This window comes from Shewanella psychropiezotolerans, assembly GCF_007197555.1.
Taxonomy (GTDB): Bacteria; Pseudomonadota; Gammaproteobacteria; order Enterobacterales; family Shewanellaceae; genus Shewanella; species Shewanella psychropiezotolerans.
The window spans coordinates 498,922-514,394 of record NZ_CP041614.1; the positions used below are offsets into that span (position 1 = coordinate 498,922).

The window sequence follows — 15,473 nt, forward strand, 5'->3', positions numbered from 1 at the left end:
AAGTAGGGGCAGTGATTTATCCACTGCCCCTATCTTCTATTCGATTACGCTCAAAAAGCGAGTATTCGCCTATGTTTGATATTAACTTAATCTCAATTCTCTTGCCGGCACTTGCTGCGGGTGTGCTGGTGTTGTCGACCCATGTGTTACTCGGTCAGCAGGTGCTAAAGCGGGGAATTATTTTCATCGATCTAGCTATTGCGCAAGTTGCTGCATTGGGAGCGATTGTCGCCCATCTCAATCATGATATTGAGCATCTGCCTTTCTCTAATGTGTGGATGCCAGCACTTTTCGCCCTCGCTGGAGCGGGGTTTATCGCCTGGTTATCTAAGCGTATGGCCGATGAACTTGAGGCGATAATTGGTTGCTTCTATGTGCTGTCTGCTGTCGCCGCCATGTTGTTGCTTTCCAATGATCCTCATGGGGCAGAAATGCTTAAACAGTTGTTATCGGGGCAAATACTCTGGGTCAACTGGTCGCAACTCATCTGGCCTGCTTGTGTCTCCGCACTGGTATTAGCCGTGGTTTTCCTCAAGCCTAAGCTGCTCGAAGGCAGTGGTTTCTATATTCTGTTCGCCATAGTTATCACCTTATCGGTCGAGTTGGTTGGGGTCTATCTGGTGTTTAGTACCTTGATATTACCCGCGCTCGCGGTCAATAAGTTTGGATCTAAATATAGGCTGGGGGCTGCTTATATGGTGGGACTGACGGGGTACATTCTCGGTTTACTTCTTTCTGCAACTCTGGACCTGCCGAGTGGTGCCGCCATAGTCGCTACGCTCGCGGTCAGTGCCATCCTGTTCAGACTGGTATTGAGTTTGTCCAAAAAGTCCGCTCAGGAAGCCGCTATGCAGGTTAACCAAAACTAGGCTAATGCTTATGAACGCGATTGTGCTCCTTGTCTGATAATGCATTTTTAGTCTATTTGCTCTAATTGATGCATATCAGTCTCGGGCTACAAACGTAAACAAAATATTGAGTCATACCCTCTTGCTGGCTATAATGACGCGATTAGAATCATGGGAGTATGTTGTGCTGTTAATCCTCAGATCGTTGATATTAGCTGTGATGCTGTTGCTAGCATTTATTTTTGGTGGCCTTTTTTGTCTGCTCAGACCTCGTCATCGAGATAATGTACACATGTTCGCTAAAATATTTTCCTTTGCCGCGCCAGTGTTAGGCATCAAGGTCATAGTGCGTAAGCCTAGTTTAGGCTTGAAAGATGAACCTTGTGTCTATCTCGCCAATCACCAAAATAACTTCGATATGTTCACTCATACCGCTGCGGTGCCTAAGGGGACTGTGAGTCTGGGCAAGAAGAGTCTCGCCTGGGTACCTTTTTTCGGACAGATATATTGGTTATCGGGCAATATCCTGATCGACAGAAAGAACCGTAATAAAGCCTTCGAAACCATGGCACAAACAGCCAAAAAGATTAAAGATAAATGCTTATCTATCTGGATTTTTCCCGAAGGTACACGTTCTAAAGGTAAGGGCTTGCTGCCTTTTAAATCAGGTGCCTTCCACACTGCGATCGAAGCCGGTGTCTCTATGGTGCCTGTATTAGCCTCCTGTCAGGGGCATATTAAGATGAATCGTTGGAACAATGGTGTGGTTATCATAGAGATGATGGAGCCTATCGAGACCAAGGGCTTGGCTAAGAATCAGGTCAAAGAGCTTTCATCCCGTATTCACGCGCTAATGTCAGCCAGGTTGACTCAGCTTAACCGGGAAGCATCGGCGTTAATGGCCAAGTAGATCCAATGGGTAGATATTTGACAAAAAAACCTCCATTTTAGAGGTTTTTTTATGTCTGGATTAATACCAATTCCATTAAATTTATGATCACTTACTTAATGGAACTGGTATATAATTTGCCAAGATTTTTTATTGGGAGTCATCCATGTCAATTGAGCGTTTACTTAAGGCACAGAAACAAGAAAACCAAGAGATAGTCGATGCTATTCTTGGTGACGGTTCACATCCGGATGCCGACTACACAATTGAGCATCACTTTTCATCGACTAACTTCGATCGCCTGGAAAAAGCGGCAGTAGATGCGTTTAAATCAGGTTTTGAAGTCAATGATGCCGAAGAGATGGAGCTGGAAGATGGGTCTGTTATCTACTGTTTCGATGCTGTCGCAAGCCACAAGCTTGAAGTTGAGCTGCTCGATAAGGCTTGTGAAGCCTTATTAACGTTAGCGGCTAAGCAGAAAGTCGACTATGACGGTTGGGGTACGTATTTCATCGATGAAAACGGTGATGAGGTGCGCGACGATGAGTTTGAAGACGAAGATGAAGAAGATATCATCCATTAGACGCTAATCGCTATCTCATGAAAAAGGCCCATTATGGGCCTTCTCTGTTTTCATCACTCTGGTTTTGTATAAGCTGATTATGTTTTAGGCAATACCAATTCCATTAAATTTATGCGCTGAATGATCACTTACTTAATGGAACTGGTATAGATCACACAATTGTTTCGCCCCGCCTTCTTGGCTTCATAAAGGGCTTTATCGGCAAATGATAACCATTGGCCACTGTTGCCGACCTGTTCTTGTAGATCGCTGATCCCCATACTGACAGTGACCTTGATAGACTTGCCCTCATAAACCAGTTCAGTGGTTTCAATTTTATGGCGTAAACGATCGGCGAAGTTGAGGGCATCTTTGGCACTGGTTTTCGCCAGCACCACAGAAAACTCTTCACCACCATATCGACCCGCGCAATCGGTTTCACGCAGAGACTGCTTAAGCAGGTGGGAGATATGTTGAATCACCTTATCACCTGCCATATGGCCATAGGTATCATTAACCTTCTTGAAATGATCGATATCGAACATGACCAGGCTGGTTTGATCACCATAACGGGCGTGGCGATCGAACTCTTTCTGCATGCATATCTGCCAGTATCTGCGGTTATGGAGTTGAGTTAATCCATCGGTCTGACTCAAATGCTCTAAACGTTCATTTACGGCCTTTAGCTGTAACTTGTTGATGGCTACATCGGTCACATCGTAAACAATCATGCTGATGTGTGTGATCTGTCCCGTGAGCGAGGAGAGGGGCAACAGAGTGACATTTTGGTACATAAAATCTGCTCGTCCGGTAATGGGACGATAGTTTTTAAATTTAAACACATAGGGTCTCTGTTCCCAGCTGATGAATGCCCGGTTCTTGAGTAAGAAAACTGATTCCATCTTCTGTTTCAGCCAATCGGCGGGAAGGTAATCGAACTGTTCAAACAGATTGGAACCCTTGATAGAGTTAGGAGAGACTCCACTATGGTTTTCCATGAAGCCATTCCAAAGCTGAATATCAAAGTTTTTATCTAATACTACCAAGCCAACTTCTATGGTTTGAACCATATCGATTAACCAGTGGAGTTCGTTCATTGCGCTTTGGTCATATGCCATAGATGGATCCAACTTAATCTAACAGATAGCCGAGCTTATAATTGAGCGTCGGTAATGAGTCTTCGGTAAACAGCAAGAGCAGATCACATTGGATATCATGATCTTCGATTCGATAATTAATCTCCATGGCCAAGGTGCGAGACCACTTCTCCGAATTGTCATGAATAAGATCGTTCACTGTGCAGTGACGCCCGAGTACAACGGGATGGCCTTGGCTGAATTTCATATGCAGTTGTTCGGAGATGCCATTGAGAAAGGCGCCAATCAATACGTTACCCGTATCTATCATGACCTCTATCTCGGTATTCTTATCTTCGGGATTGTCGAGTCCCATTAATTTCGCCATATCTTTAAAGGACGAGTCATGGAACAGCAGTAAAGCCTCTCCGGCGATACCTGCACCGATAAAGCCTTGGCATAGTGCGGAAACCGTACTGTGCTCTTCGGTGGCTTTGAGGGTCATGGTCAGTTCGCTGACTTCGAGCACATTCACGTTTGGGATAGGTAATAGCACAAAAACATCGAGCAATTTGGCCAGCAGATCGGCTGCACGTCCCATGGCAACATTGGCTACCTCCCGACAGGCGTCAAGTAGGTCTACTTCGATCATCGGGCTGTCAGCAACCCCATCGCCTAATGCAATGGTGAGAATGCCATACTCTTGTAATATATTACTGATAGCATCGGCGCTAACGGGTTTCTGGATAAAATCCAGTGCACCCAGCGCCTTGACCCGTTCATGGGCTTTTATCTGAATATCACCCGAAACGACTATGACTAGTGCGGGGAGATCTTCTTGCTGTATGGTTTGTAGTACTTCATAGCCATCCATCACAGGCATGTTGAGATCGAGAAAAACAACTTCACCTTTGCCCGCTCGAATGGCCTCGATACCTTCGGCACCATTATTTGCAAAAGTGATGTCAACGTCCCACTCTTTGGGGAGTGTTCTCGCCATCTGTTTTCTAGCGAGCGCGGAATCATCGCATATCAGTACTGGGATCGACATTATCGTTTCAACATCCTAATCTGCCCATATATTCAAGATAACACTTATTATTGAACTCGGTTGTTCAAATGATAAATTCAGAGGCATTATTTATATTTTTGAGTTCACTTTATTATATCAATTTTTGTCTATCAGCATGAGTCCAAAGTGGAAATGTCATGCCATTTTTTTGACGTCAGTCAAATTTCCTCTATATGTTATCTCTATTAGTGAAATAATCCAAATATGTTAACCTCATGTTCTGGACTGACCAGTTTAATGGCGGAGAGTAATATGGCAAGGAAGTTTGTTAAGTTAATCGTTGATAAGCAGGTGGCCCATGTCATCTTAAATCGGCCGGGAAAATGCAATGCGCTAAATTTCGATATGTTCCGTGAACTCGATGAGGTGATACGTGAAATAAAGCATGACCGCTCGGTTCGTGGGGTTATTCTTTCGGGGAGTGATGGCAACTTTAGTTCAGGCTTAGATGTGAAGAGCGTGATTAAATCACCCATGCAGGCGGTTAAGCTGTTGTTTAAGTGGCTTCCGGGCAATGCCAACCTGGCCCAAAGGGTCTCAATCGGCTGGCGCAGACTCCCCGTGCCTGTTATCGCCGTACTTGAGGGTGTGTGTTTCGGTGGTGGCATGCAGATCGCTCTTGGCGCAGATTTTCGCATCGCGGCCTCTGATGCCCAGATGTCGATCATGGAAGCTAAGTGGGGGCTCGTCCCGGATATGGCAGGCCTTGTCTCTTTAAGGGAAGTGGTATCTAAGGATCAGGCGCTACTGCTGACGATGACGGCTGGGGTGCTGAGTGCACAAGATGCCTTGTCTAAAGGCTTGGTGACCGAAGTCGTCGATGAGCCTATGGTGCGAGCGCTCGAGTTAGCCGCAGTTTTAGCTAAGACCTCACCCGATGCCAACGCGGCAATTAAGATGAGCATAAACAAAAGCTGGAGCTCAAGCATCCGCAGCCTGTTATCCCGGGAGTCCATCAGTCAAATTAAGTTATTGCTGGGCAAAAATAGACTGGTAGCGGCTAAGCGGCAAACAAGCGAACCAGATAAGGCCTATAAAGACAGGCAAGCCAGGTGGTAAATCTTAGTGAGCCTTTTTCCTACTAGATCCTATTTTCTTGGGCCTTGGCTTATTCTTAATGCAAAGCCCTCGATGGACTTCAAGGCTGTCTCCCAGGACATGGGGTTTTTGAGGTTAAGTGCTAAAGTCTGCTGACTGTATCGATAGGGGGCATTTTGCGGCGATAGCTCGGCTCTCATATGAGCCGTTGCAGATGAGGCCCTATGACCATCGACAGATTGGATGTCCAGTACAGGAATATCTAACTCTGCAAGTTGCTTAGCTAGCGCCAAGTTTTCACCTTTCATCTTCAGGTAGGGGTTGATAAGTACCAGTATATCGGGCTTGGCCAAGAGGTTTTTGTTGATCATGGCTATGGTTAATCCAGCGCCCTGTCCGCTGGTTATCAGTAAACGTTTACCTGGATAGGGAGCGCCTATTGCGTCAAGCTGGTTCATGGTCTGACTGATGAACTGGCTCTGTTTCTCACGAATATCTTGCCAGACTGCATCAGAGTATTGCTCGGTTGCTTCATTGGCTTTTTGATTTCCCTGCATCTCACCGGCCTTGGCGATCTCTTTTGCGGAGGTGGCAAAGTTAGGTGTGGCTACTTTTTTAGGTGGTGTTATCGCGATTGTCGCCCAGCCGGCAGGATTCAATTTCCGTCTCAAATAGGCTTGAAATCCAGCGCCATCGGCACCCATGCCCGGGTTAGCAAGTAAGATGGCTGTGCCCAGTTGCTTCTTGCCACTCCAGGATCTAACTAATACCTCAGTCTGCTGCTGACCTACGGTTATTTCAATGACCTCCTCCTTGGGGAGATAATCATATTTGGTCTGCTTAGCGGCTTTATCCTCAGCCTTGCTCTCCTTGGTCATAGCTTCGTTAGGTGAGGCATCTTGGGGATCGGCTGCAAAAGCCGTTGGAGCGATGAGAAGGAGGAATAGAGTGGTAACAAGAGCTGTGTTGAAACGCATAAATACGCAAAGCTTGGGCAGAGAATAAGATAGATAAAGTATAACAGGATAAATGGGTTGGGTGATTGAAAAGAGGCCCTAGGTTCTCGAACCTAGGGCCTAGTCGCCTATGTTAAGCGTGACTCACTAGCACCAGACGCACGGCATCGAGTTGCAGCAAGCTATCATCCAAGTAACCATTGAGTTCGGTCATCTGATCCTTCAGGTGAGTGATCTCTTCGTCACGAATGTTAGGGTTAACAGCCTTGAGTGCTTCGAGACGCTCGAGCTCCACCGTAAGCTGAGAAGTCATTTTTGCTCTGGCACTCTCGGCAAGCAGTTTAAGCTCAACCTGTGCAAATTCTTCTCCCTTAGCAAATAAGGGATGTAAAGCGGTCTGATAGGCATTAACCAGCTTACTGGCAATGTGTCGATTGACCGCACTGAGCTGCTTATTAAAACTCTCGTAGGTGACGTTATCAGACAAGTCGTTACCGTTCTTGTCCAGTAAGATACGTACAGGAGTTGGCGGTAGATAGCGATAAAGCTGGCTAGATTTAGGTGCCGAGGCATCGGCCATGTAGATCAGCTCGAGGAAGATGGTACCCGCAGGGAGTGCCTTATTCTTCAATACGGCTACGCTGGTGGTACCCGTCTCAGACGAAGTGATTAGGTCTAAACCAGTCTGGACCAGAGGATGCTCCTGGGTGATAAGGGCAATATCATCACGGGAAAGGGCCACTTCTCTATCGAAGGTGATAGTCATGCCATCTTCGGATAATCCCGGGTAGGTCGGGAACATCATATGTTCACTGGTCTTGAGTACTATGGTGTTTTCACCACAGTCTTCCTGTTCGACGCCTATGATGTCCCATAAACGGATAACCGAGCCGATGAGTTGCGTGTCTTCATCACGTTCTGCCAGACGTTGCACCAGCTTAGCTGCGCGATCGCCGCCATGGGAGTTGATCTCAAGTAACTTATCCCGGCCTTGTTCCATCGCCGTCTTTAGCTCTTGGTAACGAGTTTGAGTATTACTGAGTAACTCTTGAAGTAGTGTCTCATCTTGAGTGATCAACTGTGAAAGCAGAGGTTCAGAAAATTCGTTGAAGAGTATGTGTCCACTGGGACAGGTTTGCTCGAACGCGTTGAGTCCCTGGTGATACCACTGCATCAGACACTCTTGGGCCGTGCCAGCCAAATAAGGCAAGTGGATCTCGACATCGTTGTTTTGACCGATACGATCTAAACGGCCTATGCGTTGCTCCAGCAGATCCGGATTCAGAGGCAGATCAAACAGGATTAACTGGCTGGCAAACTGGAAGTTTCGCCCCTCAGAGCCAATCTCGCTGCAGATGAGTGCCTGAGCGCCACCGGTTTCCTGAGCAAAGTAGGCGCCGGCCTTATCACGTTCGATAATCGACATGCCCTCATGGAACACGGTCGCTTGAATGCCTTCACGGGTACGCAGGGCTTCTTCCAGACTAAGAGCTGTTTCCGCCTGGCTAGCAATAATCAGTACCTTCTTGCTACGGTTAGTCTTCAAAAATTCGATGAGCCAATCGACTCTGGGATCGAATTTCCACCAACTGGCGCTGCTGCTCTCGAAATCCTGATAGATCTTCTCCGGGCTCAGGGCTTGTTTGACCTTGGCGGCAGTATCTAAGTGGCCATTCATCATGGCACCGACTCGCGCGGCCGTCACATATTGGCTTGGTATCGCTTGTGGATGTGCGTGGAAGATACGTGTCGGGAAGCCTTTAACCGATGCTCGGCTGTTACGGTAGAGCACACGACCTGTGCCATGTCTGTCCAGCAGATCTTGCAAGAGTTCATTACGGGCGGCTTGTTGCTTGTCGACATCGGCGTTGCTTGACTGAATTAACTCCAGAGTCGCGCCGATATCTTTCTCACTGAGCAGGGTCGTCAGCTGGGCAACAGCGTCGGCCGAGAGTGCGTCGCCGCTGGCGAGCGCTTCGGCTGCGCTGGCAACATCCTTGTAGCTTTTTTCCTCTTCGAGGAAGGCGTCATAATCGTAGAAACGATCGGGATCGAGCAGGCGTAATCTGGCAAAATGACTCTGATGACCCAGTTGATCAGGCGTCGCGGTTAGCAGTAATACGCCAGGTACGGCTTTACTCAGGGCCTCAACGATACGGTAGGCGCGGCTAGGCGCGTCTTCGGTCCACTCAAGGTGATGTGCTTCATCGACAATCATAAGATCCCAATCGGCATCTATGGCTTGTTCCAGGCGCTTCTTCTTACGTAATAGCTCCAGTGAGCAGATCACCAGTTGTTCGGTATAAAATGGATTTTCGTTATCGGCGTAAGCTTCGATACATCTGTCTTCATCGAATACAGAGAACTTAAGGTTGAAGCGGCGCAGCATCTCGACTAACCACTGATGACGCAGGGTATCGGGAACTATAACCAGAATTCGTTCGGCGCGGCCAGTAAGCAGTTGCTGATGAATGATCAGTCCTGCCTCGATTGTCTTGCCCAGGCCAACTTCATCGGCGAGTAATACTCTAGGGGCAAAACGGCGACCCACTTCATGGGCTATCCACTGCTGATGTGGGATCAGGCCGACTCTTGGTCCCTGTAATCCCAGAAGATCTGATGTGGCCAGCTTATTTCTCAATAATTGACTCTGATAGCGGACGCCGAATCTGTCTAAGCGATCGATCTGACCGGCGAATAGCCTGTCTTGAGGCTTATTGAATCTAACATTGTAGTTAAGCAGAGTTTCTCTGAGAGAGACTTGCTCACCGGTTTCGGTGTGAATTCCGTGGTAGATAATGAGCTCATTCTTCTCTTCGAGCTCACTGACGGTCAGGCTCCAGCCTTCATGGCTTTCAATTTTATCGCCAGGATTGTAAATAACTCGAGTCAGGGGAGCCTCGGTGCGTGAGAACAACCTGTTCTCATCGGTTGCTGGAAACATTAGTGTGACCATACGGCCTTCTAATCCTACGACTGTACCTAAACCAAGTTCTGATTCGGTATCACTTATCCAGCGTTGACCTAAGGAAAAGGGCATTAACTATTTCTCATCTACGGGTGAACCACGAAAGGGCGCGTATTTTACCTAAACTCCCTCAAAGTGCAAGGATCGGAGCCTCTTTCGAGGGGCTTAATCGACCTCAATTTTGTGTCGAACCTAAGCTTAATAAGTAAAAGCACCGATTACAAATTATACAAGTAGTTTCTTTATCTGGAATTTGTCATATCTGTGTAATCTAACTAAGTAACTCTCAATTATAGAAAGTTCTAAGCAAGTGATTGAAGCGGCCCTTTAATAGTGGCAGTATGAAATCAAGGTGATAGCTATTTCTTTACTTTTGGTTAACACTGAAGTGGATAACTCGACATTATTTTTAAAGGACTAATTAAGGACTGGGAGCTGTGAAAACATAACATCATATAGATAGAAGTAATTGGAGGCGCCATGGAACAAGACGACAGAAAGTTGTTTGTACTGGATACCAATGTATTACTACACGAACCCTTAGCCATCTATTCATTTAAGGAGCACGATGTAGTTGTCCCCATGACTGTTCTGGAAGAACTGGATCAGATTAAAGATCGAAAACGAGACGTAAGCAGAGACGCACGAGTCGCCATCAGGGCACTCGAAGATATACTCGGCGGTAAAACCACCCCAGAGCAGATACTTCAAGGGGTTAAACTGCCACGGCGAGAGGATCACGGCGATGCCTGTGGCACCTTGTCCATCTTTCCCGATCATCAACTCGAAATGACCCATGCTTCGCTACCGGACAACAACAACGATAACCGCATAATCAATACAGCATTACACCTGCAAAAAATCCATAAACCCCGTAACGTCGTTCTCGTCACTAAAGATATCAATATGCGCCTCAAGGCCAAAGGGGCGGGCATTAAACTGGTCGAGGATTATCGCACCGATCAGCTCATCGATGATATTCGCTTCCTCACTACCGGGTTTCATCAATTCAAGGGCGATTTTTGGGAGCGCAAGGAACACGTCTCTACCGAGTCCCATGGACGTCATACTGTACATACCGTGCCAGTGGTTGAGGTCGGAGATGATAATTTCTATATCAATCAATACTTGTTAGATGAAGACTCCAACTTCTGCGCCCGAGTGTTGGAAAAGACCAATGGGGATCTTAAATTGTTAGATCTCGGTAAAGACAGATTACTCAACATGGATGCGTGGGGCATACGGCCAAAGAATATTTATCAGGGCATGGCGATGCAGGCTCTGCTGGACCCGAATATTGATCTGGTGATTCTCACCGGGCCAGCAGGCTGTGGTAAGACATTATTGGCCATGGCTGCAGCGCTGGAAATGGTGGTGGAGAGAGGGCTCTACGATAAAATTATCGTGACCCGTAATACGCCGGAAATCGCCGAATCCATAGGTTTCCTTCCTGGTACCGAAGAGGAGAAGATGACGCCTTGGCTTGCGGCGATTACCGATACCTTAGAGGTGCTACACAAGAATGATGTGAACCCCAGTGGTAGCATGAACTACATCATGGACAAGGCCAATGTCCAGTTCAAATCCATCAACTTTATGCGGGGTCGCTCGATACAGAACTCTGTGGTGATCCTCGATGAGTGCCAGAATCTGACGGCTTCTCAGATAAAGACCATGATCACCCGCATGGGAGAGGGGACTAAGCTTATCTGTAGCGGTAACCTGTCGCAGATAGATTCTAACTATCTCACCGCAGTGACATCCGGGTTGACCTATATCGTGGAGCGTTTCAAAAACTTCGAAGGCAGTGCCAACATCTATCTCAATGGGGTCGTACGTTCGCGTCTGGCCGAATTTGCCGAGGAAAACCTCTAAATAACCTGAGTTCCTCACTTTACTTTAGCCCTAAAAATTAGGCCTCCATCTCTATGGGGGTCTTATTATTTTGCGTAAAGAGAAAAATGTAGCACTAGGGTAAAATTTTAACCATCTCTGTATCTATCTGTAAGCTAGGTGTTTATCTAGAGTCTTTATCTCACCTTAAGTTAAGCTATTAGACTAATATGGTGTATTCAATTCATCTATCTTCCTGATACTATACTGTTAATGAAATTTAGAGCCTGTGCAGGGAATTGCAGGTTTATTCAAGGGCTATGAATGAAACCGACTGAGCCAGATCTTCAACTGAAGTCGCCGATACAGAAAAACTATAATCGCGCTGTTTTTTATACCTATATTGGCGTGATCATTATGGCGCTGATCACTGCCTGGTTCTTCTTCGAACGCCAGAAAACTCAGCTTATGGACCAAAGAGAGGAGCAGGTTGAGCGCCATGTTTTGCAGATCGATCTCTTGCTGGAATCGAGTATCCGAGCGGTAAAGAGTCTGAGGAACGTGGCCGTCGATCATCTCAGGCTCGGTGAGTTAGTGCGTAAAGACCGCTTACCACAATATGAGAAATTCAATGAGAGTGGCCAGTATTTTACCTTAGAGCCGAGTTACGCCCAGAGTGGTGAACCTTTTACCAATATGGGACGCATCACAGGTGCGGGCTCCCTCAATGGTCGCAGCGAGAAGTTCTATCAGGAACTGGAGATGCTGTTCGAGTTATCTCTTTCCTTCCCCGTGGCAACCGAAGCAGCTCCCAAAGCCTCATCTATCTATTACATCTCTAAGCGTAGGATCATGTCCTATTTCCCCTGGCCATCGGACGAGCAAAGATTCAGAGATGAGTTACTCAATAAGAACCAGTTTCAGCTAGCGACGCCGGCGATGAACCCCCAGCGAAGCGTGTTCTGGAGCCCCGCTTACGTTGACCCGACCGGTAAAGGCCTATTGACCACCTTAGGCGTCCCCATCTATCTGGAAGATGAGTTTATCGGTTCGATCAACTTGGATATGACCTTGGCCTCGCTGGCAAGGCAGATACGTCTCTACTTCAAGATGCCGGGTACGGTTATCCTATTGGATCAAAAGAACAATATTCTTTCCCACAGCGATGATGATAACTCTGAGATTAGTCGTGTCTTCCATATCAGTCAGAAGATCCCCTCTGAGCTGCATTCGATTCCTGAGTCTGAGCTGTTCGATGCCCATGAAGGGATCATCAGAAATGGTTACTACATCCACTCGGTAGCGCTACAAAATGCCCCTTGGCGCCTGCTCTACCTGCAAGATAGAGATGAGCTATTTAAGGATTCTTGGGAAAAGCTGGAGCTGACCTTTATCTTAGTGGTATTGGCCCTGTCGATATTAGTGACCATAGTTCACTGGCAGACCCGACGTTCATTCGTTAACCCGGCTTCGCGTCTGTTGACGCATCTGGAATCTTGCTCCCAGGAGCCCCGTAAGCCCCCTGAGCAGATCACCCAGGGTTGGGAGCCTTGGTTCCAACTGGTGAGTCGAATATTCGAAGAGAACCAACAATATACCCGGCACCTGGCGGAACAAAACAGGAGACTCGATAAGCTGGTGGCTCGGCGTACCGATAGGCTGAAAGAGACAACAGAGAGGCGAGAGCGGGAATACGCCTTACTGAGATCTTTGCTCGATGCTATCCCGGAGGCGATTGTTTTCAAAGATAGAGAGGGTAAGTATCTAGGTTGCAACAAGGCGGCCGAACGTATGTTGGGCTATACCGAGAGTGAGATCATCGGCCAGGAGTCGATAAAACTTACCTCCGAAGAACAGTCGGTGCGTATCAAGGCCGAAGATGAGCGAGTTCTGGCGGAACGTACTCCGCTTCGCTATCAGGAGAAGGTGGAACTCGCCGGCAAGCCAGTGCTACTCGATACCCTTAAGCTGCCCTTCTATAATCGACGCGGTGAGCTGTTAGGCCTGATCGCCGTCTGGCGTGATGTGACTCGCGAGTATGAGTCGGCCGAGCAGTTAAGGTTGTCGGAAGAACGTTATCACTTAGCCATGGATGCGGTTGAAGATGGCTTGTGGGATTGGTATTTGGATTCGAAACAGATCATCTGTAATCCCGCTTACTACTCCATGCTTGGCTACAAGATCAATGAGTTCCCGGCATTGGTTTCAACCATAGACGATCTTATTCACCCCGACGACAGGATCAGGGTGCAGGAGTATCGCGAACAGTATCTAGGCGATCCTATTGGTGCCTTCGATATCGAATTCAGGATGCGTGGCAAGAGTGGCCAATACCACTGGTTACTCTCTCGTGGTCGTGTGGTGGAGTTCACACCCAATAAACAACCTAAACGTATGGTGGGTACCCATAAAGATATTACTCGTCATAAGAGTAACGAGGTGGCCCTACTTGAGGCTAAGCAAGATGCAGAGTCGGCCAACGTGTATAAGAGTGAATTTCTGGCCAACATGAGCCATGAGATCCGCACGCCTATGAATGCCATAATCGGCATGCTGCAGCTGGCTCAGCGCACAGAGCTCACGCCGAAACAGCAAGATTATCTGGAGAAGGCTGGCTTCTCGGCCCAGTCTCTGCTCAGGATCATCAACGATATCCTGGATTTCTCTAAGATCGAGGCGGGTAAATTAGAGCTTGAGAGGGTGGCATTCCCACTCGATAAGGTGCTGGACCATGCCCTGGATCTTAATGCACTCAAGTCCCAACAGAAGGGAGTCGAGCTGCTCCTCTACGCCCCTGTCACGGCTGGTTTAATCCTCGAGGGTGATCCCCTGCGTCTGGGTCAGGTGTTGATCAACATGCTCTCTAATGCGGTCAAGTTTACTCAAACTGGTGAGATCGAGTTAGGTTGTGAAGATGTGGGTGAGCGCGATCATCGCATCACTCTCAAGTTCTGGGTCCGTGATACAGGCATAGGGATCAGTAATGAGCAGCAGGCCAGCCTGTTCGATGCCTTCGCCCAAGCCGATGGTTCTACCACACGTAAGTATGGTGGTACCGGCCTAGGTCTCTCCATCAGTAAACATCTGGTGTCCATGATGGGTGGTCAGATGCAGGTCCAGAGTGAGATGGGGGTCGGTAGTACCTTCAGCTTTACCATCAGCTTCGAGATTGCCGAAGAGGCCGAAATTAAACCTATGATAGTGCCAGAGCGTTTAGGTCATCTTAAGACCTTAGTGGTCGATGATAACCCGACCGCACTACAGATCTATTCTGCCGTGATGCGTGACTTCCACTTTGAGGTGGATACTGCCGCTAATGGTTCTGAGGCGCTATATAAGCTGGAGAAGTCATCGGTGGATCTTCTGCTGCTCGATTGGATGATGCCGGAGATGGATGGTATTCAGGTAATCGAAGAGCTGGATCGTATGGTGGCCGATGGTCGATTAGATAAGCGTCCTATCGTCATCATGATGACTGCTTATGCCGCAGAGCCTCTCAAGGAAGATGCGGAGCGCTCAAATATTTACGCCATGTTACAGAAGCCGTTTAAAGCCTCGGCTCTGTTCGATGAAATCATTGGCGCTTTCGCCGAAGAGCCTAAGGTCAGCTCTGTGATAGAAGTAGCAGTCGAAGAGGTAGTCGATACACATGCTGGCGTGGTCTTGCTGGTAGAGGATAACCTTATCAACCAGCAGGTTGCGACCGAACTACTCAAGAGTGCTGGCTACGAGGTCGATGTTGCCGATAACGGTCAAATCGCCATAGACATGCTCGCCGAGAAAGATTTTGATGCGGTACTCATGGATATTCAGATGCCGGTGATGGACGGTTTAACCGCAACAAGAGAGATCAGGAAGCACTTTAGTCTGCAGGAGCTGCCTATCATAGCCATGACGGCTCACGCCATGTCGGGAGATAGAGAGAAGAGTCTGTCGGCGGGGATGAATGCCCATATTACTAAGCCTATCGTTCTCAATGAGTTGTTCGATACCTTAAGTTATTGGATTAAACAGAAAGAAGAAGTGAATTAAGGGATTAATTATCTTGTGGCCCACTCTTAACTTAGGAAGAATTAAGCTAATTGTATAAGAGTGAGCTAAATTAATGATTTGCACTTGAGACTAAAGGGATAGCTGTTAAGCTATCCCTTTAGTATTTTTAGTGCAAAATTAGAACAGCAGTTAAAACAAAAATTAATATTGAATTGTTGAGTACTAAAGGCCGTCTGAG

At 47.4% G+C, this 15,473-nt stretch carries 10 protein-coding genes; 6 read left to right on the forward strand and 4 right to left on the reverse strand.

Annotated elements, in window-relative coordinates:
- The first annotated feature begins 71 nt into the window (after window positions 1-71).
- From FM037_RS02165 to rraB, 3 genes are all read left to right on the forward strand, one after another.
- Window positions 72-869, forward strand: a complete 798-nt coding sequence (locus tag FM037_RS02165; protein WP_144044651.1) for a metal ABC transporter permease — start codon at window positions 72-74, stop codon at window positions 867-869.
- 163 nt (window positions 870-1,032) lie between these two features.
- Window positions 1,033-1,758: a 1-acylglycerol-3-phosphate O-acyltransferase gene (locus tag FM037_RS02170; protein WP_144044652.1), complete on the forward strand. Its 726-nt coding sequence runs from the start codon at window positions 1,033-1,035 to the stop codon at window positions 1,756-1,758.
- 145 nt (window positions 1,759-1,903) lie between these two features.
- Window positions 1,904-2,320 carry a ribonuclease E inhibitor RraB gene (rraB, locus tag FM037_RS02175; RefSeq protein ID WP_144044653.1) on the forward strand — a complete coding sequence of 139 codons (417 nt, stop codon included), beginning with the start codon at window positions 1,904-1,906 and terminating at the stop codon, window positions 2,318-2,320.
- A 128-nt stretch (window positions 2,321-2,448) separates the two neighbouring features.
- Here the strand turns inward: rraB and FM037_RS02180 are convergent, their stop codons facing one another.
- Both FM037_RS02180 and FM037_RS02185 read right to left on the reverse strand, forming a co-directional pair.
- Window positions 2,449-3,417, reverse strand: coding sequence for a GGDEF domain-containing protein (locus FM037_RS02180; protein WP_144044654.1), 969 nt, complete (start codon window positions 3,415-3,417; stop codon window positions 2,449-2,451).
- Window positions 3,418-3,430: 13 nt separating this feature from the next.
- Complete coding sequence (locus tag FM037_RS02185; protein ID WP_144044655.1) at window positions 3,431-4,426, reverse strand: response regulator; 996 nt, start codon at window positions 4,424-4,426, stop codon at window positions 3,431-3,433.
- 273 nt (window positions 4,427-4,699) lie between these two features.
- On the opposite strand from FM037_RS02185, the gene FM037_RS02190 reads away from it, so the two are divergent.
- Window positions 4,700-5,506 (forward strand): crotonase/enoyl-CoA hydratase family protein, encoded by an 807-nt coding sequence (locus FM037_RS02190; protein WP_144044656.1) that lies wholly within the window; start codon window positions 4,700-4,702, stop codon window positions 5,504-5,506.
- A gap of 29 nt (window positions 5,507-5,535) precedes the next feature.
- On the opposite strand, the gene FM037_RS02195 is transcribed toward FM037_RS02190, so the two are convergent.
- Both FM037_RS02195 and rapA read right to left on the reverse strand, forming a co-directional pair.
- On the reverse strand, window positions 5,536-6,462 hold the full coding sequence (locus FM037_RS02195; protein ID WP_144044657.1) for a DUF3530 family protein: 927 nt from the start codon (window positions 6,460-6,462) through the stop codon (window positions 5,536-5,538).
- 112 nt (window positions 6,463-6,574) lie between these two features.
- Window positions 6,575-9,481: an RNA polymerase-associated protein RapA gene (gene rapA, locus FM037_RS02200; RefSeq protein WP_144044658.1), complete on the reverse strand. Its 2,907-nt coding sequence runs from the start codon at window positions 9,479-9,481 to the stop codon at window positions 6,575-6,577.
- Between the two features lie 408 nt (window positions 9,482-9,889).
- Here rapA and FM037_RS02205 point away from each other — a divergent pair, with 408 nt between their 5' ends.
- Both FM037_RS02205 and FM037_RS02210 read left to right on the forward strand, forming a co-directional pair.
- Window positions 9,890-11,284: a PhoH family protein gene (locus FM037_RS02205; protein WP_144044659.1), complete on the forward strand. Its 1,395-nt coding sequence runs from the start codon at window positions 9,890-9,892 to the stop codon at window positions 11,282-11,284.
- A 282-nt stretch (window positions 11,285-11,566) separates the two neighbouring features.
- Window positions 11,567-15,274: a response regulator gene (locus tag FM037_RS02210; RefSeq protein WP_144044660.1), complete on the forward strand. Its 3,708-nt coding sequence runs from the start codon at window positions 11,567-11,569 to the stop codon at window positions 15,272-15,274.
- Window positions 15,275-15,473 lie beyond the last annotated feature (199 nt).

Excerpts from the sequence above, each read along its gene's own strand:
- FM037_RS02210 (WP_144044660.1), top strand. The coding sequence starts at position 11,567 with ATGAAACCGACTGAGCCAGATCTTCAACTGAAGTCGCCGATACAGAAA.
- FM037_RS02190 (WP_144044656.1), top strand. The coding sequence starts at position 4,700 with ATGGCAAGGAAGTTTGTTAAGTTAATCGTTGATAAGCAGGTGGCCCAT.
- FM037_RS02195 (WP_144044657.1), bottom strand. The coding sequence starts at position 6,462 with ATGCGTTTCAACACAGCTCTTGTTACCACTCTATTCCTCCTTCTCATC.
- FM037_RS02165 (WP_144044651.1), top strand. The coding sequence starts at position 72 with ATGTTTGATATTAACTTAATCTCAATTCTCTTGCCGGCACTTGCTGCG.
- FM037_RS02185 (WP_144044655.1), bottom strand. The coding sequence starts at position 4,426 with ATGTCGATCCCAGTACTGATATGCGATGATTCCGCGCTCGCTAGAAAA.
- rapA (WP_144044658.1), bottom strand. The coding sequence starts at position 9,481 with ATGCCCTTTTCCTTAGGTCAACGCTGGATAAGTGATACCGAATCAGAA.
- FM037_RS02205 (WP_144044659.1), top strand. The coding sequence starts at position 9,890 with ATGGAACAAGACGACAGAAAGTTGTTTGTACTGGATACCAATGTATTA.
- rraB (WP_144044653.1), top strand. The coding sequence starts at position 1,904 with ATGTCAATTGAGCGTTTACTTAAGGCACAGAAACAAGAAAACCAAGAG.
- FM037_RS02180 (WP_144044654.1), bottom strand. The coding sequence starts at position 3,417 with ATGGCATATGACCAAAGCGCAATGAACGAACTCCACTGGTTAATCGAT.